Annotated in this window: 24 protein-coding genes; 18 read left to right on the top strand and 6 right to left on the bottom strand. The window is 42.9% G+C overall.

The features are described from left to right. The first annotated feature begins 44 nt into the window (after window positions 1-44). From UB51_RS17460 to UB51_RS17450, 3 genes are read left to right on the top strand one after another with little or no spacing between them, the layout of a single operon-like run. The gene (locus UB51_RS17460) at window positions 45-338 is read left to right on the top strand and encodes a lasso peptide biosynthesis PqqD family chaperone (RefSeq protein WP_044878393.1); all 294 of its coding nucleotides are present in this window, start codon (window positions 45-47) and stop codon (window positions 336-338) included. Then, a complete protein-coding gene (locus tag UB51_RS17455; protein WP_044878392.1) occupies window positions 338-820 on the top strand; it encodes a lasso peptide biosynthesis B2 protein in 483 nt (160 codons plus the stop codon). Before UB51_RS17460 ends, UB51_RS17455 begins: the two co-directional genes overlap by 1 nt. 22 nt (window positions 821-842) lie before the next feature. Beyond that, window positions 843-2,648 (top strand): ABC transporter ATP-binding protein, encoded by a 1,806-nt coding sequence (locus tag UB51_RS17450; protein WP_044878391.1) that lies wholly within the window; start codon window positions 843-845, stop codon window positions 2,646-2,648. 120 nt (window positions 2,649-2,768) lie between these two features. On the opposite strand, the gene UB51_RS17445 is transcribed toward UB51_RS17450, so the two are convergent. Continuing rightward, a complete protein-coding gene (locus UB51_RS17445) occupies window positions 2,769-2,954 on the bottom strand; it encodes a hypothetical protein (RefSeq protein ID WP_082063176.1) in 186 nt (61 codons plus the stop codon). A gap of 305 nt (window positions 2,955-3,259) precedes the next feature. Here UB51_RS17445 and UB51_RS17440 point away from each other — a divergent pair, with 305 nt between their 5' ends. Both UB51_RS17440 and UB51_RS27970 read left to right on the top strand, forming a co-directional pair. Then, window positions 3,260-3,442: a hypothetical protein gene (locus tag UB51_RS17440; protein WP_044878390.1), complete on the top strand. Its 183-nt coding sequence runs from the start codon at window positions 3,260-3,262 to the stop codon at window positions 3,440-3,442. A gap of 72 nt (window positions 3,443-3,514) precedes the next feature. After that, entirely contained in the window at window positions 3,515-3,694 is a 180-nt protein-coding gene (locus tag UB51_RS27970) for a hypothetical protein (protein WP_144407031.1), read from the top strand. Window positions 3,695-4,009: 315 nt separating this feature from the next. Here the strand turns inward: UB51_RS27970 and UB51_RS17430 are convergent, their stop codons facing one another. Next, window positions 4,010-4,207, bottom strand: coding sequence for a hypothetical protein (locus tag UB51_RS17430; protein WP_044878389.1), 198 nt, complete (start codon window positions 4,205-4,207; stop codon window positions 4,010-4,012). A gap of 7 nt (window positions 4,208-4,214) precedes the next feature. Further along, window positions 4,215-4,391, bottom strand: coding sequence for an H-type small acid-soluble spore protein (locus UB51_RS17425; protein WP_044878388.1), 177 nt, complete (start codon window positions 4,389-4,391; stop codon window positions 4,215-4,217). A 445-nt stretch (window positions 4,392-4,836) separates the two neighbouring features. Between UB51_RS17425 and UB51_RS26570 the strand changes: the two genes are divergently transcribed. The 9 genes from UB51_RS26570 to UB51_RS17380 all read left to right on the top strand — a co-directional run bounded on the left by UB51_RS26570 (window position 4,837) and on the right by UB51_RS17380 (window position 17,711). Continuing rightward, a complete protein-coding gene (locus UB51_RS26570) occupies window positions 4,837-5,298 on the top strand; it encodes a hypothetical protein (RefSeq protein ID WP_052675991.1) in 462 nt (153 codons plus the stop codon). 207 nt (window positions 5,299-5,505) lie between these two features. Next, window positions 5,506-6,528, top strand: coding sequence for a LacI family DNA-binding transcriptional regulator (locus UB51_RS17415; RefSeq protein ID WP_044878387.1), 1,023 nt, complete (start codon window positions 5,506-5,508; stop codon window positions 6,526-6,528). A 192-nt stretch (window positions 6,529-6,720) separates the two neighbouring features. After that, entirely contained in the window at window positions 6,721-7,962 is a 1,242-nt protein-coding gene (locus tag UB51_RS17410) for an ABC transporter substrate-binding protein (protein WP_445322333.1), read from the top strand. A gap of 69 nt (window positions 7,963-8,031) precedes the next feature. Continuing rightward, window positions 8,032-8,898, top strand: coding sequence for a carbohydrate ABC transporter permease (locus UB51_RS17405; RefSeq protein ID WP_044878385.1), 867 nt, complete (start codon window positions 8,032-8,034; stop codon window positions 8,896-8,898). Further along, window positions 8,898-9,716 (top strand): carbohydrate ABC transporter permease, encoded by an 819-nt coding sequence (locus tag UB51_RS17400; RefSeq protein ID WP_044878384.1) that lies wholly within the window; start codon window positions 8,898-8,900, stop codon window positions 9,714-9,716. The genes UB51_RS17405 and UB51_RS17400 overlap by 1 nt, the downstream gene beginning before the upstream one ends. 32 nt (window positions 9,717-9,748) lie before the next feature. After that, window positions 9,749-11,431 (top strand): glycoside hydrolase family 13 protein, encoded by a 1,683-nt coding sequence (locus UB51_RS17395; RefSeq protein WP_044878383.1) that lies wholly within the window; start codon window positions 9,749-9,751, stop codon window positions 11,429-11,431. Between the two features lie 365 nt (window positions 11,432-11,796). Next, a complete protein-coding gene (gene rfbD / locus UB51_RS17390) occupies window positions 11,797-12,633 on the top strand; it encodes a dTDP-4-dehydrorhamnose reductase (protein ID WP_044878382.1) in 837 nt (278 codons plus the stop codon). 446 nt (window positions 12,634-13,079) lie between these two features. Beyond that, window positions 13,080-15,851, top strand: a complete 2,772-nt coding sequence (locus UB51_RS17385) for a glycosyl hydrolase family 18 protein (protein ID WP_044878381.1) — start codon at window positions 13,080-13,082, stop codon at window positions 15,849-15,851. Window positions 15,852-15,869: 18 nt separating this feature from the next. Continuing rightward, window positions 15,870-17,711, top strand: a complete 1,842-nt coding sequence (locus tag UB51_RS17380; protein ID WP_052675990.1) for a fibronectin type III domain-containing protein — start codon at window positions 15,870-15,872, stop codon at window positions 17,709-17,711. Window positions 17,712-17,839: 128 nt separating this feature from the next. Here the strand turns inward: UB51_RS17380 and UB51_RS17375 are convergent, their stop codons facing one another. Further along, a complete protein-coding gene (locus UB51_RS17375; RefSeq protein WP_044878380.1) occupies window positions 17,840-18,766 on the bottom strand; it encodes a DMT family transporter in 927 nt (308 codons plus the stop codon). Window positions 18,767-18,925: 159 nt separating this feature from the next. Here UB51_RS17375 and UB51_RS17370 point away from each other — a divergent pair, with 159 nt between their 5' ends. Continuing rightward, window positions 18,926-20,338 carry an aminotransferase-like domain-containing protein gene (locus UB51_RS17370; RefSeq protein WP_044878379.1) on the top strand — a complete coding sequence of 471 codons (1,413 nt, stop codon included), beginning with the start codon at window positions 18,926-18,928 and terminating at the stop codon, window positions 20,336-20,338. A gap of 109 nt (window positions 20,339-20,447) precedes the next feature. Further along, entirely contained in the window at window positions 20,448-20,657 is a 210-nt protein-coding gene (locus tag UB51_RS17365) for a hypothetical protein (RefSeq protein WP_044878378.1), read from the top strand. A gap of 168 nt (window positions 20,658-20,825) precedes the next feature. Here UB51_RS17365 and UB51_RS17360 read toward each other — a convergent pair whose 3' ends face one another. After that, a complete protein-coding gene (locus tag UB51_RS17360; RefSeq protein ID WP_044878377.1) occupies window positions 20,826-21,848 on the bottom strand; it encodes a PHP domain-containing protein in 1,023 nt (340 codons plus the stop codon). Window positions 21,849-22,033: 185 nt separating this feature from the next. Here UB51_RS17360 and UB51_RS17355 point away from each other — a divergent pair, with 185 nt between their 5' ends. Further along, entirely contained in the window at window positions 22,034-22,951 is a 918-nt protein-coding gene (locus tag UB51_RS17355) for a prenyltransferase (protein ID WP_044878376.1), read from the top strand. Window positions 22,952-22,979: 28 nt separating this feature from the next. Next, a complete protein-coding gene (locus tag UB51_RS17350) occupies window positions 22,980-23,711 on the top strand; it encodes a DUF6081 family protein (protein ID WP_044878375.1) in 732 nt (243 codons plus the stop codon). An 87-nt stretch (window positions 23,712-23,798) separates the two neighbouring features. Here UB51_RS17350 and UB51_RS17345 read toward each other — a convergent pair whose 3' ends face one another. Then, window positions 23,799-25,229, bottom strand: a complete 1,431-nt coding sequence (locus UB51_RS17345) for a glycosyl hydrolase (RefSeq protein WP_234405463.1) — start codon at window positions 25,227-25,229, stop codon at window positions 23,799-23,801. Between the last annotated feature and the right edge of the window lie 137 nt (window positions 25,230-25,366).

Here is a 25,366-nt window from a genome sequence, read left to right as displayed (position 1 = left end):
ATGTGGAATTATGTATTTTATTTCAATAGAGGAGGCTACTATTCATGAGCATTGAATTAATCGCAGCTGATGATCTTATCTTACAATCTGAAGGTTTCCTGGTAAGCGATATGGATGGCGAGAAAGTGATGCTGAGCATCGAAAACGGAAAATACTATAATCTCGGTCAGATCGGTGGCCGGATATGGGAGCTTGTTGCTTCACATGCCACCATTGCTGGCATGGTTGAGCAATTAGTGATGGAGTATGAAATCGAACCTGACGTATGCGAGCAGCAAGTATACACATTCCTGCATCAGCTTGCAGCCGAAGGACTCGTACAGGTGAGAAAGCAATAATGAGCTTGTATAAGAAAGTGCGCAGATTTAGTACTTATCCTCTTGATGTAAAGCGGATGTTCGCAGAAGCTTATTTCTATTTGGCGTGGGGGAGGATGCTTAAGCTACTGCCTTTCTCCAAAGTAGCTCCTTCCTTTGGGGAATATATGAAGGAAACGCCGTATACGAGCTATACGGAGCACGACTTCTTACTGCTGCGTAAAGTGTCGAAGGCCGTCCATGCAATGAGCCGAGTAACATGGTGGGAGAGCCAGTGCTTGGTCAAGGCCATCGCCGCGATGAAGATGCTTGAGCGAAGAGGAATTCCAAGCACCTTGTATCTGGGAAGCGGCCGGGATGACAAGGGACAGATGGTTGCGCATGCTTGGCTGCGTAGCGGCACTTACATATTAACAGGTAAAGAAGGACACGAAAGGTATGCGGTCGTAGGGATTTTCGGGAATGGTAAACAGGCTGAAACTCTAGCGACTATGAGGCGGTAATCCGCATAAGGGGTTATTCTTAATGAAGGATCTATTTTATTTTATTCGTAAAATGCATCATGTCGCAGGGATCAGACTGTACATCAATATGTCGCTGACTCTGCTAATAAGTTTATTGGATGGCATTGGCATTTATTTGATCGTTCCCCTGCTCAGCATAATAGGTGTATTTCAAATGAATATGGATGGAATACCGCTGATCTCTTCTCTTCTAGCCCTAATCGAGTCATGGTCGTTTGAGTTGAATTTGCCAATTGTGCTGGCTGTATATGTCGTCATTGTGGGGGGCCAGGCACTGCTCCAACGAAGTCAGACCTTGTTGAATTCGAGGATTCTACAAGGGTTTATTCGTACGCTTCGGATCGAGACGTATCGAGGATTGCTACAAGCGAAATGGGAGTTCTACCTTCGCAAGCGCAAGTCAGACTTTAACCATATTATGTCTAATGAACTCGGGCGCGTAAATTACGGCACTTCCTTATTCTTGCAGATGATTTCTTCCGTAATTTTCACAATCATACAGATTGGCCTTGCCTTATGGTTGTCTCCTCTACTAACGTTGGTTGTTCTGGTCAGCGGCGGGCTACTAGCTCTTTACTCACGTAAATTCATTAAGAAGTCGAAGCTTATTGGTGAACAGACAACAGAACTGTCTAAGCACTATTTTGCAGGGATCAGCGATCATTTCAATGGTATTAAGGATATTAAAAGCAATAGACTGGAGCAGTCTCATATTTACTGGTTCCAAAATCTGTCTGAAAAAATGGAAAATAACTTTATCCAATTGGGGAGGGTTAATTCTCTGTCTCAGCTTATTTATCGCCTATCCGCTGTTGTATTAGTTGCCGGTTTCGTCTATCTGGCACTTGAGGTTATCCATACACCAGCTGAACAATTAATTATCGTTGTTCTTATCTTCTCGCGGCTGTGGCCGAGGTTTATTGGCATTCAATCGAATACCGAGCAGCTTGTATCCAATTTTCCAGCCTTTCAAGCGATGCGCAAGCTGCAAATGGAATACGAGGCAGACAGGGAAATCGGAGAAATTGCCTCTATGAGTGAACCTGCCCGTTTGAATATGCAGGACGGAATAGAATTTCGGGATGTGAACTACCGATACGATTCCAATACACTCGTATTCGCTTTGAGTGACATTAATATACATATTCCTGCTAACCGCATGACGGCAATCGTTGGCAAATCAGGTGCGGGCAAAAGCACGCTCATCGATATGTTGATGGGGCTGATTCATCCAGAGAATGGGCAGGTGATGATTGACGGCGTGTCTCTTAGAGATGAGCTGCAACTTCTGTCTCTGCGTAGTTCGATCGGATATGTGGCGCAGGATCCCTTTCTCTTCAATGAGAGCATTCGGGATAATCTGAAGCTGGTCGATCCTTTCGCTAATGATGCCGAGCTGTGGAAAGCTTTGAAATTTTCGGCCTCTGAAGAATTTGTGCGCAAGCTTCCGCAAGGTCTGGATACGGTAATTGGTGACCGGGGTATCCGGTTGTCAGGAGGAGAACGGCAGCGGATTGTGCTGGCAAGAGCGATCTTGAAGCGTCCTGCTATTCTTGTGCTGGATGAAGCGACAAGCGCGCTGGACAGTGAGAACGAACGGCTGATTCAAGAGTCGCTGGAGCTTCTGAAAGGAAGCATGACCATTATCGTCATCGCTCACCGGCTATCTACCATTCGCAATGCGGATCAGGTGATTGTCATGGAGCAGGGTGAGGTTATTCAGCAAGGCGGCTATCAGCAGCTGTCGCAGGAGAGCAAAGGCACCTTCAGGCAGCTACTCAATTATCAAAGGGGTGCTCAGATGTAAATAGCCTTGAGGAGATAAGCAGGATAGGATAAAGGCAGCCGCTCCTTCATACAGAGAGTAGCTGCCTTTTCAAAAATCGAATCATGGATCCCCCCAAGATAGTCACCGCCATGACCTCCGTTATACCGCCTTCGTTCCACCCTCCGAATCTTTTGGTCCTTTCTCGTAGGCTTTCACTGCAGCCAGCTTAAAGGCGGGTGAATAAGTAACGCTCTTCTCCGTGGCGTTCTGAACATGGGGATTCACTTCCAATTGCTTGATCTCATGTTCGTTAAATATCTTTGAAGTTCCTCTCGCTTTGTTCATGAAATGATTCACTTTTGTATATACTTAAAGGCTCAACACCAAAATCAGTGCCTGACAAATGTATCAAGTTGATAGATGACCGCTACGCGGATGGATTGTCCTTCCGATCGCTGTTGCCCCCAAATTTTCTTTGAATTTACTGCTCTTTGTGGTAAAAATTCAGGGGCAAAGGCGAACGCTACGCTTCTCCACGACAATTCCATCCTCTCCGCTACGATCAGGATAGATTCTATTTTCTGCAAGCACTGATTATGAATTAGAGCCTACTTAAAGAATAAAAATAATAGGAATTCGGAGAGAGAGCTATGAGTGTCAAATTATTTAGTCAACATGATGTGAACAAGTTAAAAGCTAACCCGTATGTGAAAAATGTCAGCAAAAAAGCATTACGTACACAGATGAATTCAAACGCTTATTTATTGAAGATTATGAGTCGGATCGACTGCCGAGAGAGATTTTTGAATCCTGTGGTTTTGACATTGAAATAATCGATATAGTACGTGTAAACAAGGCTGCAAACCGTAAACAAAAGTGGGTATGGTAGGTATAGATTATATACTGTGATGTTTTTACGAGCGCACAATCAGATTATTGATCCGGAAGTTAAAGAAGCGATTCTGTTTATGCGTCGTGAGGTAGCTCACAGCACTGTAGACCGTCGAATTGAAGAAGGTGTATCGACGATTCCGAACACGCTGAAGATTATGGGGTTCTTTGAGGACTTGATGGAATTTAAATGAGTTATTCATAAGAATAGACAGAAACTATTTTATTTATTCTTAATACTAAAGTGTAAAACCAAAATAAAAATGATCAATAAAACCACTCCTACAACATTAGTGAATATGGGCTCGTTATTTGAAACTGATTTTATTAGAAGATGTATGTTAATTCCTAAAGCCCCATACCAACATAAATAAACGATCCATTTAGAAGTCTTCTTCATGCATAATACCTCACTAGTTTATTTGAGTTTATCTTAACTAACTAATCTAAAAATGTATATAAACAAAAAAATCTGCATCATAAATGCAGATTTTTTCTTATAGATCAAATCAAATAATTGAATATGCGTTTGCCATTGCTTTATTTAGGGTATTCCAACTGCTATACCCTTGGTAGGCAGTAGCTACTATCACCCCACCAGCGGCTACTGTGGCTATTGCATTTGCAAAAGGTATAGCTCCAATTACTCCAATAAATTCTAATGCATAGGCAGCTCCAAAACGCCAGATCCAGTATACAAGTAGCATGTTTCATTTAATTCTCAATCAGACTTTCTAAGGATACAGTCAGTTCTTGCTCTGATTTATCAAGTGGATATATCCTCGCTGTGCCGTCATCATTAACATGTTGAATAAATACAGGAGTTCCTTGGTAAGTCACATTTTCCATTATTGGTGATTCGGAAATTTCAATTGCTCGTTGTTTGTGCATAATTACTCTCCTTCATTTCAAATTATATGTAGTTTGTGGATTAGTAAGTTAATTTATCCATATAAGAATTGTGAATATCTAACTTCTTGCAGAGGGATGGGGGAGAGAGGAGAACAAACCTTTAGCTCCTCTGGCATCGAATGCCAACACCTATTATTGGATTGAGGATTAATGATGATTTTGTTCACTTTAAAAAAGCTTTACCTGTATATTACTGGTAGAGCCCATAAACAAAAGCGTACGCATAAGTATGTATCATTATTATTCAAGAATTTCTAAACATTATTTGTTTATTTCTGATTATGTAGCTTAAGGTGTCTAAACTAGTTAAATGCTAGCAGCTCCTTCCCTAGATTAATTACATAGGTGTAATCTTTTCGTTACCCTTCTATAGAATAAAAAGTATATGCTCCATAGTAGTTTAATAGAAAAGGGATGAGTATGTATGAAAAAGTTTGTAGTATTATTTATGATTTTTGTTCTTAGCGTATCTTTAATTGCATGTGGGAAGGAAACTAAGGATAAATCCTTAAATGAGAATGTGTATAAAAATGAAAAATTAGGGTTTGAATTTAAAATCCCATCAATATGGGAAAAGAATTACCAAGTTAAAGAGATTGAGAACGAAGAAAATATAAAAGGAGAAGTCAGCTTCTTACTCAGTCCTAAAGATAGTAAAGATGAAAACCGAGAAGTTTTATTATCTTTCTCTGTAATGGATAAGAACGTATATGCTGAATCAGAAAAAGAAGAAGGTCCAAGTATTGGCGAATACCTTGGTGAAAAAGGAGACTTGGTATATTTAGTTGGATTACCCCAATCCAATCCTTTTGATCCGAAGACAGAAGAAGGAAAATTATTTCATACAATGCATATGAGTTTTGAAGATGTAAAGGGGGTTTCCTAGATATAGGAGCCCCTTTTTTATCGTTTTATTCAAATAAGCTTGTATACTCCAAGTAGCCAAAAGGGTCTATGTCATTAATAGTTGACAAAAAGTACATGAAGATTTATATTTTAGGTAAGCGTTTACGTATGGAATTGCTTATATTTTATAAACGAACAGTAAACGTTTACATTCATGTTCTACATGAAAGGTAAAAGAGGAATCGATATGAATTCAAACTCTTCAAACAATCCAACGATTAAAGATGTAGCAAGGGAAGCTAATGTCTCTATTGCCACTGTCTCTCGGGTGCTTAATAATCTTTCCGGGTACTCGGACAAAACGAAGCAAAAGGTAAATCAAGTTATTAAAGAAATAGGATATCAACCCAATGCAATCGCCCGCGGCCTCATTAATAAGCGCACGCAGACGATCGGGGTTATGTTTCCGAGTGTATCGAGTTATTTCTCCTCGGACATTCTTCACGGTATAGAAGAGTATGCCAACGACCACAACTACAGTGTCTTTGTCTGCAATACGGATGAGGATGGCAAGCGTACGATGAAATACCTGGACGTGCTTCGGGAGAAGCAGGTGGATGGTATCATATTCTCCAGCGAAATGCTGAAGGAAGAGTATTATGAAGTACTACAAGCGATGAAAGTTCCTGTTGTACTGGTATCCTCCAAAGCGGATTATGCTTCCGTGCCCTACATCAAAGTGGACGATAAGCAGGCAGCGTATGATGCGGTGGAATATTTGATCTTAAATGGTCACCGGGAAATTGCCATGGTTAGCGGAACCGAGACTGATAAAATGGCGGGAGCAACCAGAATAGAAGGCTACCAGAAGGCGTTACAGGATTACGGAATTCCTTTTAAAGAGCATTATCTAGTCTATGGGAATTTCAGGTTTGATAAGGGGTGTATAGCTATGGAGAAGCTGATTCAGACTGCGCCTGAGGCTACGGCTATCTTTGCGGCAAGTGACGAGATGGCGGTTGCAGTTCTGTCCGTTGCTGCCAAGCATGGCCTCAAAGTTCCTGACGACATTTCTGTGATCGGTTACGATAATCTGAAGCTTGCTGAAATGGCAGTGCCGCCTTTAACAACAGTGGATCAGCGGCTTTATGACATGGGGAAGTTGGCTTCCGGGAAGCTGATTGATATGATTGAGAATCACTGCGTGGCGGACAGTAGTATTATGCCCCATAGGATTGTTGAAAGACAGACGGTAAGGCGACTTACTTGAGTCCTTTTTCCAATAGACGTAAACGTTTACTGTTAAGATGTTAAATGTACATTTGAGACTGGGAGGGATCTGGCACAAGAGAATGGTAGACATATGAATAGAACGTAAACGTTTACTTTTTGGTTAAGTGGGAGATTAAGGAATAACTACAAACCAGAATAACCACCAAATTAATTTTCTCAGGGGGATTAGATGATGAAAAAAGTAATTAAACCTCTTTTGGCAGGCGTGCTCGCGATCTCTTTGCTTAGTGCATGTGGTAATAACGGTAATTCCGAAGGTGCTTCAGGCAGCACGGTAGAAATTGAATTCTTCCAGAACAAGTCTGAAGCTAAAGCCACTTTCGACAAGTTAGTCGCCAAGTTCAATGAAGCTAACCCAAACATTAAGGTATCCCAAGTGAATCCACCGGATGCAGAAACGGTTCTGAAGACGCGCGTAGCGAAAAAGGATATTCCTGACGTAGTCGGAATAGGTGCAACGGATACGTTCTCGACTCTTTCTAAAAGCGGACTATTCGAAGATTTTACGAATGACCCGCTTATTGATAATATTCAACCAGCATATCTAGAGATGCTGAAAAGTATGACTGGGTTGACAGAGATGAATGGTATTCCTTTCTCAACCAATGCGAACGGTGTTATTTATAACAAGGCGATCTTCAAAGAGATGAACCTTACGATTCCGAAAACCTGGGACGAGTTCATAGCAGTTGCCCAAAAGATTAAGGATTCTGGCCAGAACGCTTTTTATCTCACACTAAAGGATTCGTGGACAACACTTCCATCGTTCAATCCTCTGGAGAGCAACATCGTAGGTCTTGATTTCTTCACCCAACGTGCGGCAGGCACTGTGACGTTCAAGGATACGTATCGTGAGGTAGCTGAGAAGCAGATAAAGCTGCTTGATTTTGCACAAAAGGATATTTTTGGTAAAGGTTATAATGACGGCAACATCGCTTTTGCTAAAGGTGAGTCTGCCATGTATTTGCAGGGCGTATGGGCCATTCCGGAAATTGTAAAAGCCAATCCGGATATTGAATTGGGTGTATTCCCCTTCCCAAGCACGAATGATCCAGCAAAGAATAAGCTCGTTTCCGGTGTTGATACACTGCTGACTGTTGCTAAGAGCTCGAAGCACAAAGAAGAGGCCAAGAAATTTGTAGACTTTCTGCTCCAGCCGGACAACGTGAAACAATATATATCCGAGCAAAAGGCGTTCTCAGCTGTGACAGGTGTTACACAAGATGATGTCAGTGTGGCTGGCCTGAAGGAATCTTTCGAAAGCGGTAACTTGGTTGATTTCTCGGATCATTATATCCCTGCTGGTATGAAAGTAGATACAATTTTTCAAGAATTTTTGCAAAAGAAGGATATTGACGCTTATCTGACCAAACTCGACACTGAGTGGGACAAAGTTAGCAACCGTAAATAATACGGAAATGCGCGGAGAGGAGTATGTAGTATTCTTTTCTCCGCTGCTTTTCAGAAGGGAGACCCACTTATGGCTAAACGCCGCATTGCCTTTTACCTGATGACAGTACCCGCTTTGTTGCTGTTCTTTACTTTTCATACATTCCCTGCGATTCAAGGGATCTTTTATGCGTTTACGAACTGGGATGGCTTCAGCGAGAGTTACGATTATGTAGGATTCAAGAACTTTGTGAACATCTTTAAGGATGAGAATGTGATTAATTCCTATTTATTCACTTTCAAATATGCCATTATTATGACCATCTTTGTTAATATACTCAGCCTGATTATTGCGCTGGGACTGAACGCGAAGATTAAATTCAAGAACTTTTTTCGGGGAGTATACTTCCTGCCCAACATTCTCAGCGTACTAATTGTCGGCTTCATCTTCAACTACTTGTTCTCTAATGTTTTCACTGTCTGGGGAGCAAAACTGGGTAGTGAATTTCTTTCGCAAAATATTCTCGGTAACGCCGATTGGGCGTGGATAGGGATTGTTATAGTTGCTGTATGGCAGGGTATCGCGTTTAATACGATTTTGTATTTGGCTGGACTTCAGACGATTCCGAAGGACTTGTATGAGGCATCGAATCTGGATGGGGCAAGTAAATTCAGAGAATTTTGGAGCATTACTTTCCCATTACTTGCTTCCTTCTTCACCATCAATATGGTGCTTGCCATGAAGAGCGGACTGATGGTATTCGATCAGATCGTTGCTCTGACGGGAGGCGGCCCGGGACGCTCGACACAATCCATTGCGTTGCTTATTTATACGGGGGGATTTCAGGGCGGAGAATTTGCCTATCAATCGGCGAACGCTGTCATTTACTTTATTGTTATCGTTGTAATCTCCGTGCTACAGCTTAAATTTTTACAGAAACGGGAGATGGATATGTGATGAGAAAGACAACGAATTGGACCGTTACTATACTTATTGCGTTGGGTTCTCTGCTCATTTTGTTCCCGCTCTATATGACGATCAGCATCGCATTGAAGAACCCAGAGGAAATGGCTCTTTCGATCTTCTCGCTGCCAACGGGGCTTCACTTTGAGAATTTCCGCAATGCGATCGAGGCGACGAATTTTTTCAATGCCTTAAAGAATAGTGCGGTGATAACTATCATTTCAGTGGTATTCATTCTGCTGACAAACTCGATGGTGGCTTATGCGATTGCGCGAAATATGAACATGAAATTCTTCAAAGTACTGTATTTCTATTTCATTAGTGCGATGTTCATTCCTTTCCAGATCATTATGCTACCTGTGGTTAAGGTAACGACGGACTTTCATATGAATAATATTACGGGGTTAATCATTCTCTATGTCGTGTACGGCCTTGCCTTTAATATTTTCGTGTATGTTGGATATATCCGTTCTATTCCGTATGAGCTTGAAGAAGCGGCGACGATGGATGGTGCCTCGACGTGGGGGACGTATTGGAAAATCATTTTCCCTCTCCTCGCGCCAATCAGCGCAACGATTGGAATTTTATCCTGTTTGTCGACTTGGAATGACTTCATGCTACCGCTCATTTTGCTGGGAGATCAAGATTCCTACACGCTTCCTCTTGTGCAATATGTGTTCCAAGGACAATTCGGCACCGATTTCAATCTCGCGTTCGCTTCTTACCTGCTTGCTTTAACGCCGATGGTCATCGTGTATCTGTTCGCGCAAAAATGGATTATTAACGGCATCACTCAGGGTGCGATTAAATAATGAACCCTACGTATAGATAGGAGAGAGTAGAGATGGAAAGAAAATGGTGGAAAGAAAGCGTAGTGTATCAAATATACCCTCGCAGCTTCAAGGACAGTAACGGTGATGGCATCGGTGACATCAAGGGAATTACTCAAAAATTGGCCCATTTACAGGATTTAGGTATTGATGTCATCTGGTTGTCCCCAGTCTATAAATCACCGAATGATGATAATGGTTATGATATTAATGATTATCGAGACATTATGGATGAGTTCGGAACGATGAGTGATTTTGATGAAATGCTGGAGGAGGCTCACAAGCACAATATCAAAATCATGTTGGATCTTGTCGTGAATCATACCTCGGATGAGCATGACTGGTTCTTCGAATCCCGATCGGCCAAGGATAGCCCTTATCGTGATTATTACATTTGGAGACCTGGTAAAGAAGGTAAGCCTCCGACCAATTGGGGTGCTGCTTTTGGGGGGAGTACGTGGGAGTATGACCCATCTACGGACGAATATTATTTGCACCTATTTAGTAAAAAACAGCCTGACTTAAATTGGGAGAACCCCGATTTACGAAAAGAAGTTTACGACATGATGGTGTACTGGTTGGACAAGGGCGTCGATGGTTTCCGAATGGATGTAGTTAACTTTATATCCAAGGACCAGCGTTTCCTAGATGGAACAATGAATGGTACCCCATATGGTAATGGTGGCCCATATTACATGAACGGACCACGAATCCATGAATTTATGCAAGAGATGAATAGGGAAGTATTATCGAAATACGATACTATCACGGTAGGTGAAATGCCCGGTGTAAGTTCGGAAGAAGCGAAGCTTTACACAGGGAGTGCGCGTAATGAGCTTGATATGGTCTTCCATTTTGAACACGTGGATATAGGCAATGGTAGGTTTGGTAAGTGGACACCGGGGCCATGGAAGCTGACGGATCTGAAGACGATCTTCTCCAGATGGCAAGTCGGGCTTGAAGAAGATGGATGGAACAGCTTGTACTGGAGTAATCATGACCAGCCAAGGGCTATCTCACGTTTTGGAAATGATTGTGAAGAGTATCGGGTTATATCCGGAAAAATGCTCGCCACTTGCCTTCATATGCTGAAAGGGACACCCTATATTTATCAAGGTGAAGAGATTGGTATGACCAATGTTACGTTTGAATCTATTGATGAATACCGGGACATCGAATCACTGAATGTATACAGGGATTATACGGAAAGCAAGCATCTTACTTCGCAAGAAATCATGCATGCGATCCATGAACGGGGAAGAGATAATGCTCGAACACCGGTTCAATGGTCCAAGGAATCTAATGCAGGCTTCACAACAGGGCAGCCTTGGATAGCTGTGAATCCTAATTATAAAGTAATTAATGCGGATGCGGCAGTTGAGGATAAAGATTCAATATATCATTATTATAAAAAATTGATCAAGTTACGTAAGGAAAACCTCAATATCGTCTATGGAAAATATGAGCTACTCTTAGCTGATAATGAACAAATATATGCTTTTACTAGAAGCCTGAACGATGAGAAACTATTGATTATATGCAACTTCTCTGAAGAACAAGCCTTGTTTAAATTACCGAATGATATAAAATTCTCGGACAAGGAATTGCTTATTGCTAACTATGAGGTTAATCCTGATGAAGAGATTGCCGCATTCAGTCTGAAACCCTATGAAGCTAGGGTGTATCAATTGCAATAGAACGATTAATAAAAAACAGGAAGCTGGGGGGGATCCTAGCTTCCTGTTTTTTTAATAGGAGCTTTAAGCTATAAAGCTTTCGGTGGGACTTCGCTTTTTATGCAAGTGCTGATTGTTCCTTGGATTGACCATTATGTTGTTGTGATACCAATTGTATATTAGTGCGGGATATGTGATACTATCAGTATCGAATAACGCAAAAGAGAGTTATATCGATGCTGATCCTGTCAGACAAAGACAGAAAATATTCAATGCTGAGATTAACTTTATACAGGAGGCCCGACAATGAATATGAATACTCTAGTTACGGGTGGGACGAGTTTCAAGGCTCCTTCGAAGATGGAGCAGGAATGGGGAGGGGCATAATGAGGGTATTAATCACCGGTGCCAATGGACAGCTAGGCTCTGATATTGTCGATATCTTCAATTCTATTCACCAAGTATTCGCTTTTGGTAGGGATACATTGGATATTACGAATATTGAAGAGATAACAAGAATAGCTAGGGAAATCAAACCTGATGTTATTATTCACGCGGCAGCGTATACAGCTGTTGATCAAGCGGAATCCAATTTGGAAGATGCTTTCGAAGTCAATGCATATGGTACACGCAATGTCGCTATTGCTGCAGAGGATGTAGGAGCAAAACTGGTTTATATTAGCACGGACTATGTGTTCGATGGCACAAACGATGAACCTTATAGCGAACATGATGTTCCATCACCACTAGGGGTTTATGGAGAATCTAAATATGCGGGTGAACAATATGCCGCTTCATTATGCTTATCCCACTTTATTGTTCGCACTTCATGGGTTTACGGGAAATATGGGAACAACTTTGTCAAAACGATGATTCAATTAGGAAAAGAACGGAAGAGCATTCGAGTAGTTAACGATCAAACAGGTTCTCCTACGTATACGGTCGATTTGGTACATTTTCTATTGGAATTAATTGAATCTGATAAATATGGAGTATATCATGCCACCAATGTCGGACAATGTACTTGGTATGATTTGGCGAAAGCTATATTTGAAATACAGGAAATGAATGATGTGACCGTAGAAGCCTGTTCAACTGAGGAGTTTCCAAGACCAGCAGCAAGGCCACGTAATTCAGTATTAGGGCACAGCGCGATTAAGAGGAATGGGTTTACAGATTTACCTCCTTGGAGAGAGGCGCTGGAGTGTTTTTTGAAAATATAAGCAAAATTATAATGCGGAAAAGCCAGAGCATTCACTCTGGCTTTTTTGCGTTATAATTTTGTATTGGCAGTGGACGTCATCTCACGGATTCAGTAGTATTTTTCACCATTCGACTCTATAGCGATATCTTTAAAGCTTATTAACGGACGAGCCTATGCTTGTCCGTTTTTTTATTCTAATGAGATATCGTTTAATTTTAGAAGAATATATCCCTTATAATGGAATATTATCCCTGTTATTTTGCTTAAATTTCATAGAAAATACACATGTAAGATGTAACTTTCCAAATTTTGTTCAAATACCTATTATTGGTTTCCTTTCTTGTTGTGAACGAAATTAATATTTCTGTCATACAAGGATGAAATAAATTTTTTAAAGGAGGTAAGTTGTTGTTAATTTGTAAGCGTTATCATTAAATCTTTTAAAAAACAAGGAGGCTTTTAGAAATGATAGTAAAGGTAAAATTATTTCGAAAATCTACTATTTTAGTTTTAATTGCTGCGTTGATTCTATCCATGTTTCAATTTTTTGGTGCTGTGAGGGTTCAAGCTGCAGAAGGTTATAAAGTAGTAGGATACTACCCATCTTGGGGTGCGTATGGCCGTAATTATCTGGTTAGTGATATAGACGCTTCTAAAGTAACTCATATTAATTTTGCATTTGCAGACATATGCTGGAACGGTAAACATGGTAACCCAGATCCAACAGGTCCGAATCCGGTAACATGGACTTGTCAGGATGAAGTTGGAACGATCAATGTTCCCAACGGAACGATCGTCGTAGGCGATCCGTGGGTTGATGTTCAAAAGAGCATGGCAGGCGATACTTGGGATAAACCCATTAAGGGGAGCTTTGGGCAGCTGATCAATTTGAAAAAAGCGAATCCGCAGCTTAAAACGATTATTTCGGTAGGTGGATGGTCTTGGTCTAACCGCTTCTCTGACGTCGCAGCAACGGCAGCGACCCGTGAAGTTTTTGCCAACTCTGCTGTTGAATTTTTACGTAAATATCAATTTGATGGTATCGATCTGGACTGGGAATACCCGGTTGGTGGCGGTCTAGCAGGTAATAGCTATCGTCCGGCAGATAAACAAAATCATACGCTGTTACTGCAAGCGGTCCGAGATAAGCTGAATGCCGCAGAAATAGTTGATGGTAAACAATACTTACTGACCATTGCTTCAGGGGCTAGTCCTACTTATGTAGCGAATAACGAATTGAGTAGTATTGCCAATATTCTGGATTGGATCAATATCATGACATACGATTTTAACGGGGGTTGGCAAACGGTCAGCGCTCACAATTCGCCATTATATAGCGATCCAGCTGCCGCTGCAGCAGGTGTACCGGATGCTGCAGACTTCAATATTCAAGCAGGCGTTCAAAATTATCTGAATGCAGGTGTACCCGCAAACAAAATTGTTTTGGGTACCCCATTCTATGGTCGTGGTTGGAGTAGCTGTCAGAATTCAGGCAATGGCCAATATCAGAATTGTAGTGCCGCAACCACAGGAACATGGGAGAAAGGTGTGTATGATTTCACGGATCTCCAAAATAGCTATATCAATAAAAATGGATATACACGTTATTGGAACGATGTTGCCAAAGTGCCTTACTTGTTTAACCCATCCAATGGTAACTTCATCAGCTATGATGATGTAGAATCTTTTGGTCATAAAACAAATTTCATTAAGTCTAAGGGTTTAGGCGGTGCGATGTTCTGGGATTTCAGCGGAGATCGTAATAAAGTATTGCTGAATAAATTAGCCAGTGATTTGCAGGGTACAACCGTCATTGACAATCAAGCACCAACTGTACCGGGTAATTTGAGTTCTCCATCCAAAACATCAAACAGTGTGAACCTATCATGGAATGCATCTACCGACAATGTAGGTGTAACAGGGTATACCGTGTCCTATGGTAATAACTCTGTAAACGTAGCAGGTACATCGACAACGATTAGTGGATTGTCTGCCAACACAGCCTATACGTTTACTGTGAAGGCCAAAGACGCAGCAGGAAATCAATCGGTTGCAAGTGCTCCACTTCAAGTAACGACCGAAGCCGCCGTAGTAGATACGACACCGCCGACTGTGCCGGGAAATTTGCAGACGACGGGAAAATCTTCATCCAGCGTTAGTCTGTCGTGGAATGCTTCCACGGATAATGTGGGTGTGGCGGGCTATACGGTAACATACGGAACAACGAATGTGAATGTAACTGGAACAAGCACAACGATTAGCGGACTATCTGCTAATACGGCGTATACCTTCACGGTGAAGGCAAAAGATGCAGCAGGGAATGTATCGGGCGCAAGCTCCCCCCTGTCCGTAACAACGGACGCGGCTACCGTATGCTCCGTTGCAGCGTGGAATGCGAATTCGGTGTATACGGGTGGACAGCGCGCATCGTATAACGGTAATAGCTATGAAGCCAAGTGGTGGACGAGAGGAGACCAGCCGGATCAAAGCGGGACAGCGGGTGTATGGAAGCTGATCGGTCTATGCGGCGAAGCAGGCGACACGATTGCGCCATCGGTACCGAGTAATCTTAGCGCAACCGGAGCAACGGCCTCCACAATCAGCCTTACGTGGGATGCTTCGACGGATAATGTTGGGGTGACGGGCTACACATTGACGTATGGTACAACAACGCTGAATGTAACAGAGACATCGACTACGGTGTCTGGGCTGAATGCGGATACAGCGTATACCTTTACAGTTAAGGCCAGAGATGCAGCAGGCAATGTATCTGCCGCGAGTACTCCTGTGCAAGCATCAACGACAGCAGTACCGGTGGATACGATAGCTCCGACGCAACCTGCGAATCTGCAAGTAACAGGGAAGAGTGCCTCTATCGTTAATCTGTCATGGAATGCTTCCACAGATAATGTTGGGGTGACGGGCTATACGGTAACTTATGGTACGACGAGCGTGAATGTAACAGGAACGACGGCTGCAGTAAGCGGTCTTTCGGCAAGCACGACCTATACGTTCACAGTAACAGCAAGGGATGCAGCGGGTAATATTTCGGCCGGAGCATCCATCGATGAGACGACGGATGCGACTGGTGGTCCGACCGCATGGGCGACGAATGTCAGCTACAAAGTCAATGATATAGTGACGTACGGAGGCAAGACTTATATTTGCAATCAGCCGCATACCTCTCTTGGGGGCTGGGAGCCTAGCAATGTACCGGCTTTATGGAGAGTGCAATAAGAAGGGGGACAAATAGCCATGAGGGAGAACCTAAGAATGACTCGTCCATTTCTACGTGCAATTATGTTCACATTGATTATTGCCCTTCTGTTTACGGGGTACCAATGGCATGCTCCACAAGCGTATGCTTCCATTCCAGTGAGCAAGAAGTTGATCGTAGGGTATTGGCATAACTTCGATAACGGATCAGGCAATATAAGACTTCGGGACGTATCATCCGACTTTGACGTTATCAACGTTTCTTTTGCTGAGCCTATCAATGGGGCGCAGGGCGGGACGATTGGCTTCGCTCCATACAATGCAACGGAAGCTGATTTCATTGCAGATGTTCAATATCTGCAAAGTCAAGGGAAGAAAGTCATGATCTCAATCGGAGGTGCCAACGGGCAGGTACAGTTAGTTAATACGCAGGCACGTGACAAATTCGTTTCTACCATGAAGGGGATCATTACGAAATACGGCTTTAACGGTTTTGATATTGATTTCGAAGGGCATTCGCTCTATCTTAATGCTGGGGATAGTGATTTCCGCAGTCCTCAGACACCGGTCATTACTAATCTGATCTCTGCGGTAAGAGAGCTGCATGATTTCTATGGTGAGAGCTTCATGCTGACGATGGCGCCGGAGACTTTCTTTGTTCAGCTAGGGTATTCCTTCTATGGAGGAAGCTGTATTTCATGCGACAATAGGGCTGGATCATATCTGCCTGTCATCTATGCGCTGCGTGATATTCTAGATTGGCTGCAGGTACAGCATTATAATTCCGGCTCAATCACCGCTCTTGATGATCGATATTATTCCATGGGCAGTGCTGATTTCCATGTCGCTATGGTGGATATGATGCTTACGGGCTTCCCGGTAGGAAGAAATCCTAACAATCTTTTCCCGGCACTACGTCCTGATCAGGTCGTCATAGGACTTCCTGCTAACGCAAATGCTGGAGGAGGATTTACTTCTGTAGCGGAAGTGCATAAAGCGTTGAACTATTTAATGAAGGGTGTTTCGTACGGAGGAGGCTACCAGCTGCGTAACGGAGCGCATCCCGGTATGAGAGGTCTGATGACTTGGTCGATCAACTGGGATAAATTCAATAATTTCGAGTTTTCTAGCAATCACCGCACTTATTTGAACCAATTCGAACCAGGTGGAGTAGAGGATCTTATTCCTCCGTCCGTACCGGGTAATTTGAGTTCTCCATCCAAAACATCAAACAGTGTGAACCTATCATGGAATGCATCTACTGACAATGTAGGTGTGACAGGATATACGGTATCATATGGTAGTAACTCAATAAACGTTGCAGGTACATCCACAACGATTAGTGGATTGTCTGCTAACACAGCCTACACGTTCACGGTGAAGGCCAAAGACGCAGCAGGGAACCAATCGGTTGCAAGTAACGCGTTAACGGTAACGACGAATGCTTCGAGTGTGGATACAACGGCTCCAACGGCGCCAACGAATCTACAGGTGAGCGGAAAAACAGCCTCCAGCGTAAGCTTGAGTTGGACAGCATCGACAGATAATGTGGGTGTTACAGGATACGATGTGTTTAATGGTTCGAGTTTAGTAACGTCAGTAATGGGAACAACTGCAACGGTTAACGGACTAAATGCTAATACAGCTTACACGTTTACCGTAACGGCTAAAGACGCGGCTGGCAATGTATCCACGGGTACATCAATACAGTCAACAACGGATAATAATCAGTCTGGAACCGATCCATGGGCAGCGGGCGTCAGTTATACAGTAGGGAAATTAGTGACCTACGGAGGCGCAACTTATTCTTGTAGACAAAGCCACACCTCACTCCAAGGATGGGAGCCATCAAACGTGCCAGCATTGTGGTTGTTACAGTAAATGAAAGAACATCATTTTATGTAAAAGAACACAATTAGGATAAATAGCTGCCGAGAATTTCTCGGCAGCTATTTATTATTTTGAAACTACTCTTGCCTGATCGGACTAGACTAGGCGTATGTGCTATATCAGATTTTTGTGAATGAATCGGCTCTAAGTTGTCGTTTTAGTATTAATTGCTTCAATGCGCTCGTATTCACAAGCACGGTACCGGCAATGATGGTAACCACACCAAGAATCGTTACCCAAGAGACAGTCTCATTGTAAAATAGGAAGCCTACGCCGACGGCAATTGGAGGAGAAATATAGAGCCAGGTTGAGGGGAAGACGGGATTCGTTTTGGCTACGAGCCAGTAGAACAAGGTGTGCCCGACCATGGAGCCGATTACGGTTAGATAGAGCAGTGAACCGGCTGTTTGGAAAGAGAAAAGAAATTCGAGTTGCACATCTTCAGTAGCCAAAGATAGAATGAACAGCAACGCTCCACCATACATCATTTGTGCCGCATTTAGTGCGATGGGTGAGACGTCAGACAGGCTAGTAATTACTTTTTTGGAATAGATTGCTCCAGCTGCGTAGCAGCATTCCCCGATCAGAACGACGGCGCAGCCGATGAGCCATAGTGGAGAAATATCCATTGAAAGGTTCGGTAGAACCAGTAGCAGCACACCTATGAAACCGATAATGCCACCATATATTGAATGTAAAGGGGCTTTTTGACGAAGAAAAGCGGTCTGCATGAGCAAAATCATGATTGGCCCGGTAGCCGATAGCACCGCGGCGAGTCCCGAAGATACATATTGTTCAGCCCAATACAGGGCAGAGAAGGTTCCAAATGTCAGCGCAGCCCCGGTGAACAGCATTTCTTTGCGTAGCAGCAGAGAGAAGCTAGCCTTGCGTTTCCACACCATCCACAGGAACAGAATAGTGCCCGCCAGAAAAAACCGCAGTCCCGCAGAGAGGAAGGGTGGCGCACCGGCATCCACACCGATTTTGATCGCCAAAAAGGTTGTACCAAATATAAGACATACAAGAGCATAAGCCAAAAGAATCATGTTCATTTCCCCTTTAGATGTGTTGCAACCGTGGTGCTTTGATCACTTCGTTAATCATATAGGCTAGGTAACAGAACAGATTATACACCGTAGAACAGATCATACCGGAAATCGTGTACAATACTGTAAATAGCTGTTCAAGAGAGGAGTTGTGTCTGTATGAAAAAAGTGGCGGGAGCTGAGCAGAGTCATCCCTTATTCCGGCAAGTGTATGAGTTGGTTTTGAACCGCATGGAGCGGGGGGAGTGGAAAGCGCATGATAAACTGCCGTCCATTCGGCTGCTTGCTGAAGAAATTAAAGTGCATCGGCTGACGGTGTTTAAGGCATATAGACGGTTGACTGAAGATGGCAAAGTTTATGTAAAGGATAAATCCGGCTATTACGTGTCGGCGGAAAGCGTATGTTACGAAGATGTTGAAGAAGGCGCCGTAGTTTCTTCGTATTTGCTCTCCAACTCGCTTTCCGATATACAGCGTAACCCAGTTAAGTACCAGTTCTCACAGGCATTGATTGATCCCAATCTACTGCCGAACCTGTATTTATCGGACTATGTTAAGAAAGTGTTCGATCTGTATCCGAAGGTAATGGGTACCTATTCCACTGTACAGGGTGATGATGAGCTCCGGGAGTCGCTGAGCCGACATTTCAGGGAGCATCATCGGCTACAGCTATCAGCAGAGGAATTGCTGATCACTTCAGGAGCACAGCAGGCTATTAATCTGATAGCCAAAATTATGCTAGGACCCATGGACACGGTGCTTGTGGAGCGGCCGACTTTCGGTGTTGCTATGGATATTTTTCGCCTTGAAGGTGCGAGGCTTATTCCTGTGAATATCACTCCAAGCGGATATGATCTAGATGAAGTGGAAGCTCTGATGGCGAAGCATAAGCCTCGTATGTTCTATATGAATCCGACTCACCATAATCCAACCGGATATACGGTACCAGCGTGGCAGCGCAAATTGTTGGTGGAGCTGGCGGAGCGCTACCGCTGTCTGCTGGTGGAGGATGATCCATTCAGGGATATATATTTTGGTAAGAAGCCACCGCTGCCTTTTTTCGCCTATGATACAGAGGGCTGGGTGATATATATCAGCAGCTTCAGCAAGTATGTTGCTCCAGGCTTACGGATCTGTGCAGTGGCCTGCCGCTTTCCGTTCATGGAGCGGTTGATTACGGCCAAATCGCTAGCGGATAATGGTACTCCGTTGCTCAATCAGAAAATTTTTCTACATTATTACACCTCACCACGACTTCAGCAGCATCTCGGCAAGCTGCGAATTGCACTACAGGTTCATAAAGAGATTATGGAGGAAGAATTGTTGATGGCAGGTTGGGAATGGACGGCTCCAAAAGGGGGGCTGAATCTGTGGGTCAAACTGCCGGATCAGCTCTCAGCGGAAGCGCTTTTCAGAAAAAGTATAGAGCATTCGATCTCCTTTGTTCCTGGTGAGATATGTGATCCACTGGGGGAGCTGAAGTCATGGATACGCCTCAGTTACTCCTTTGCTAATGAGGTATTACTACGTGAAGGCATGCAGCGATTGACGGCATTGGCGCGGACTTTGTGATCCATCAAATCTGTAAAATGATAAAAAACTTGATGGTTCTCCAGACAGTATCCAATAAAGGAATTAGCTGTATCACGTCGAAATGAGAGAGTAATGGAGGTGGTATACAGTGGCTGATGAGAGAAAGGTTAGCATATTCTTCGGTAATGAACACAGCGTAATCATTAGAACAAATGATCCTGACAAGTTGATTAAGTTACTGACGGAAAAGCAAAAGGGCTGGGTTACTTACGAAGATTACACGTTTAATCTGTGCAATATTACCTATATTAAAGTTAAGAATTCATCCAAACAAGATCCTGCAAAAGAACTTGAATAACTCTCCCACAAGTCGCCTTTAAGGCGGCTTTTTTGTGAGGTTAAGGATATTATATGAATACATGATCCAATGAAAGATCCCCTACTATCGTACATAGGGGATCTGTGTGCTTTTAGGAAAAGGATGATGGAATTATCTAAGGATAGTAAGCTTTTATTATGCTAGGTGCTAGGCTAACACGGGGATGTTTGCAGAAGAATATAAGGGGATAACGAGTCGTTGTTTATTTTTGAAATAAACGATTTCTTCATAGCCAGTCTCTTTAGCGAGTTGGATGGCATCATCTAGCATCGTGCCTAATTCATCTGGAAAATGCGCATCGGATGAGAGTGTGATGGGCACTTCATAATCCTTTAGAATAGATAAAAATGAAGCACTCGGGCTTATTTCCTTTGCTGGATAGCGATAGGCTAACCCTGTATTTACTTCTGTAGCGACATCGGCAATAGCAAGGGCAGCAGCGACATCGTTATAGTGAACGGTTAGTTCATCTACTGTAGGACGATGACCGAGCACCTTTATATGATCCAAATGCGCCATGAATTGAAAAAGTCCACTGTGTATGGCTTCAATCACGGTTTGATAATGTTGCTTATAGAGTGAATCAAGATCATAAGTTTCAAATTGACTCTGCGTATCAGGATTATCGAATTTCCAGCCCTCGTAAAAATGAACAGAGCCGATGACATAATCAAGCTGATAAGGGGCAAGAAGGGTTTTAAGTTTCTCTTGACTACCAGGGAAGTAGTCTGCCTCAATACCAATAGATAGTTCCTCATAGAACCTCGCTGCATTCCGCGTTCCGGATAAGTAATCTTCTATTGAGTAAGTACATACCCTATCTAACCATTGCCGTTGCACTTTTCCTAATGGACTGTCATCTAATCGCATGAATTCTTCATAGTAGCTTTTAAACTCCTGGAAGCGATATAAATGATCGACAACACCGAATTTGGTGATCCCCTTCTTACGACCTTGTTCTAGATATCTTGTAATCCAATCCTCTGAGTAACAGCCTTCTTTCATTCTACGGGAGAGACTTCTTGTGATATGTTCAATCCAAGCACGGGATTCACAATCCGTATGACTCGAATGATTTCGAGAGGTCTGTTCTAGCGCTAACCCTGTACGGTTAAGCCATGACAGAGAATAAGCTCCTTCTTCTAGATGAAAGTGAAAATCAATTTTCAATGCGTAGCCTCCTTTAGTTGTAACACTTCATTCATTATATCGATCAACCGTTAGCTCTAACTCAGACAATTGTAAAAGACATGTTAAATAAGCGGAACATTAAACTAGCTCCACATATGTGACACTATCCTACAAGATATGATATTCTTTAAATGAAGAGATTTAGAGAACAGGAGGGTTATGTAGTGGACAAGTTTAGACAATTTATGAAGGCATCACGAGCTTCAATTATTCTTGTCATGCTCATTCCAGTTGCACTAGGAGCGCTAGGGGCATTCGTATGGAATGACGTGTTTCACATTGGATTATTTATTTTAACGTTAATTGGATCGGCGGTAGCCCATCTTTTTTCTAATATGATAAATGATTTATGGGACTATAAGAATGGGGCCGACACGGCAGTGGAGGAAGAGGTGGATGCGATCACCAGCCACTCTGGATTTCTGACGAATGGGACATGGAGTCTACGTACTTTTACAGTTGTGACGTGGAGCCTATTCGGAATTGCCTTACTATCAGGTATTATTCTTAGCCTATATAGTGGTTGGTGGGCATTAATTCTAGGTTTACTTGGAGGAATGATCGCTTATTTCTATGTTGCCCCTCCACTGAGACTTGGATATCGAGGCAAAGGATTCAGTGAGGTTGCTATTTTTCTTTCTTTTGGTTTATTACCTGTTATGGGAGCTTATTATGTACAGACGTCACATATGGATATTCGGGCGTTACTACTATCTTTACCCATTGGACTGCTGACGACACTTATTTTGTTCAATCATCATTTTTTACATTGGAGATTAGATCGTCAGGCTGGTAAAAATACGCTAATCGTTGTGTGGGGTGAATCCAAAGCGCTTCGCTTCTCACGACTTCTATTATTACTCGCCGCAATCTCGCTTGTGGTTTGCATGTTCGGTGGGGCGCTTCCTTACTACGCTATTATTGCGTTCCTCACGTTCATTCCGCTGTATCGGGTATACGGTAGGCTGAAGGAGCAGAACCCCTCGCAAGCTTATTTACCTTTGATGGGCAATTCCGTGAAGACAACGCTTCGTTTCGGAATGGTACTTATCGTGATCATGATTATTCAAGGATTCATCTAAATATATAATGAAAGAAGAGGGATTAGAGATGGAACAACAACGGATATTTGGAGATTTTCATACGATATTATCGGAAGGGCATGTTTGGAAAATAGGTGGATTTCCGTTGCCAGACGGAACGTTCTGGGAATATCGTGAACCAGATGCCGTGGTTATTGTACGTAACGGTATCTTATATGTTCGTGCGCCTTTAAGCCGGCAACATAACCAAATTCAAATTCTAGATAATGCTAAACACATGTATTACTCCGTTGATTCTGTAGAGGTCCCTGAGGAAGGGGAAGTTAGTTTTGAGCTTCAGATCCGTGCTCGTTCGCAGAATACGACGCCAGGGGATTTATATGATGGTTATGTCTCGCTGAATCTGCTTGATTTCACAACCGGAGCCGCGCTAGATTTCTTTGCGGGTAATGACAAATACGCAAGCGTCTTTGGCATTCTTCCATTTCCGGGTGTTGAAGTTCCTCCATCAGATAAGACAAGGTACTTCTGTATTTTTAAAGAAGATACGAATTTCAAACCACGTGAATTTAACACCTATAAGATTACGTATAATCGAGCTAACGATGAAGCTGTATTTTATTTGAATGGTGTAGAGATTAGACGTGAGCAGAATATACCGATGAAATTGAATCAATTCACCATCGCACTGGGCATTATGACAGAGAAGGACCTGTCTCCACAAGGCAGTGTATCCGTTCACGGACAGACTGTGATTGCGGAATGGTCACCTGTAACGGTTACTACGACTGGAAATTAATATTACCAGTTGCCAATATAGCAACTCAAGGAATGACCATCAGGATGATCCTGATGGTCATTTTTTATAGAAGAGAACTAGCTCAAGTTAAGGGAAACGGGAAGTCTTCCAATCTGGGAGTTCATCCAAAGTGAGAACATAGGGATGATCATAGATTTGCTGGATATGCTCTTGGCTGTTCTGTAAGCCATCTTGAATGAAGTGTTCACCCCATGTACAGAACCAGCTCCAATGAGTCTGATAGTCCTGAAGGAGATCTGGATCGGGGATGGGGCCATTCTCCGTTAAGGCTACAAGCTTACGATCCTGGACAAGCTCTACGAGATTATCGTAGCGATTATCGATGGGACTGTAATCACCAGCGGGTGGATAGGAATCAACACTCACAATATCCACTACATCATCTCCTGGATACCATTCAGGTGATTCTGAATTCCAGATCCAGATTAAGTTATTGATGTGATGGACGTTGGTCAAACGGTCATATAGTAGACGATACAGTTTCTTGGCCGGTTCTGGACCTTTCGCCCCCCACCAGAACCATTCACCCTCTGCCTCATGTAGGGGTCTCCAAAGAACTGGAATATGGGCATCCTGTAGACGCTTAAGTTGCTTCGCAATGGCATCTATGTCACTAAGAAGAAGCTGATATTGTTCTGAATCTGGGTTAGCTAGTGCCTTCTCAATATCGAATGTGGTTCCTTCAGTATAGAAGCCTCTATACCAAGGCTGTTCATCGGTGTCGATCAGATCTGTAGGAGCATTCCAGTGCCAAGCAAGAGTCGTTATCCCCCCAAGATCGTGCCACTGAAATATATTCTCGACTTCCTTCGAATCCGATCCGCGCTGAACGCGAGTGGGTGAGTATTCAATCAGATCGAATCCAACCATAGCAGGAAGTTTACCGTACTTTTCTTGGATCTCTAACGCATGGAGGAGTGTTTGTTGTCCCGATAAAATGGATTCACCATATTGATCCACTAAAAACCGATGTAAACTAAGTGCTTCCTCTGAGGCGTTAGGGCTAACTAACGTATTCTCTATTTGATGATCCTCTCTGGAGGGAGCGCTTTGGATTTTGACATAATCAATATCGTACCATCCCCAGCCCATTGTGAATTTGAGCTGGTTAGCTCCTTTATTTAATTTCACTCTACCGTAGTTAATCTCGGAGAAGGTTAAGGTAGGAGGGAATTTCACTTCACCAAACGGCTGATCGTTTAGCATCAATCTGCTGTTTTTATTCCCATGCGGTCCGTTATATCCAGTCCATAATTGATACATATCTTCTTTGGGTGCTGTGATAGTCATAGATAAAGAATTCTCAGATTGATCAAACCCTGTCACGTATCCGCTTCCAGAGAATCCAGTGACCTCTTGACTTGTAGTAACTCCTTGCAGGATACCGTTTTCTGCTTCGAAAGTGTAGATAGGCTGCTCTTGGTTAACGAAGAACCATATTGTAATGGCTACTAAAGTCATAATTGAAGCTACTGTAATGATGAACGTTTTCTTCATGTCGATCCTCACACTCCTATTGCATTAATCATAAATGCCTGCTTATCCCTAGTAAATAGATTATTCATCCATGCAGATGGCATAGCAAGTTGATGAGAATGATTAGGATGATATTGTAAACAAATTAAGATACAATC

It is taken from the genome of Paenibacillus sp. IHBB 10380 (assembly GCF_000949425.1).
Classification (GTDB): domain Bacteria; phylum Bacillota; class Bacilli; order Paenibacillales; family Paenibacillaceae; genus Paenibacillus_AQ.
The sequence above is the reverse complement of the archived record's forward strand: the minus strand, read 5'-3'. Positions and strand labels throughout refer to the sequence as shown.

Coding starts and splice junctions, on each gene's coding strand:
- UB51_RS17460 (WP_044878393.1), top strand. CDS start 45: ATGAGCATTGAATTAATCGCAGCTGATGATCTTATCTTACAATCTGAA.
- UB51_RS17455 (WP_044878392.1), top strand. CDS start 338: ATGAGCTTGTATAAGAAAGTGCGCAGATTTAGTACTTATCCTCTTGAT.
- UB51_RS17450 (WP_044878391.1), top strand. CDS start 843: ATGAAGGATCTATTTTATTTTATTCGTAAAATGCATCATGTCGCAGGG.
- UB51_RS17445 (WP_082063176.1), bottom strand. CDS start 2,954: ATGAACAAAGCGAGAGGAACTTCAAAGATATTTAACGAACATGAGATC.
- UB51_RS17440 (WP_044878390.1), top strand. CDS start 3,260: ATGAGTGTCAAATTATTTAGTCAACATGATGTGAACAAGTTAAAAGCT.
- UB51_RS17430 (WP_044878389.1), bottom strand. CDS start 4,207: ATGCTACTTGTATACTGGATCTGGCGTTTTGGAGCTGCCTATGCATTA.
- UB51_RS17425 (WP_044878388.1), bottom strand. CDS start 4,391: ATGCACAAACAACGAGCAATTGAAATTTCCGAATCACCAATAATGGAA.
- UB51_RS26570 (WP_052675991.1), top strand. CDS start 4,837: ATGAAAAAGTTTGTAGTATTATTTATGATTTTTGTTCTTAGCGTATCT.
- UB51_RS17415 (WP_044878387.1), top strand. CDS start 5,506: ATGAATTCAAACTCTTCAAACAATCCAACGATTAAAGATGTAGCAAGG.
- UB51_RS17410 (WP_445322333.1), top strand. CDS start 6,721: ATGATGAAAAAAGTAATTAAACCTCTTTTGGCAGGCGTGCTCGCGATC.
- UB51_RS17405 (WP_044878385.1), top strand. CDS start 8,032: ATGGCTAAACGCCGCATTGCCTTTTACCTGATGACAGTACCCGCTTTG.
- UB51_RS17400 (WP_044878384.1), top strand. CDS start 8,898: ATGAGAAAGACAACGAATTGGACCGTTACTATACTTATTGCGTTGGGT.
- UB51_RS17395 (WP_044878383.1), top strand. CDS start 9,749: ATGGAAAGAAAATGGTGGAAAGAAAGCGTAGTGTATCAAATATACCCT.
- rfbD (WP_044878382.1), top strand. CDS start 11,797: ATGAGGGTATTAATCACCGGTGCCAATGGACAGCTAGGCTCTGATATT.
- UB51_RS17385 (WP_044878381.1), top strand. CDS start 13,080: ATGATAGTAAAGGTAAAATTATTTCGAAAATCTACTATTTTAGTTTTA.
- UB51_RS17380 (WP_052675990.1), top strand. CDS start 15,870: ATGAGGGAGAACCTAAGAATGACTCGTCCATTTCTACGTGCAATTATG.
- UB51_RS17375 (WP_044878380.1), bottom strand. CDS start 18,766: ATGATTCTTTTGGCTTATGCTCTTGTATGTCTTATATTTGGTACAACC.
- UB51_RS17370 (WP_044878379.1), top strand. CDS start 18,926: ATGAAAAAAGTGGCGGGAGCTGAGCAGAGTCATCCCTTATTCCGGCAA.
- UB51_RS17350 (WP_044878375.1), top strand. CDS start 22,980: ATGGAACAACAACGGATATTTGGAGATTTTCATACGATATTATCGGAA.
- UB51_RS17345 (WP_234405463.1), bottom strand. CDS start 25,229: ATGAAGAAAACGTTCATCATTACAGTAGCTTCAATTATGACTTTAGTA.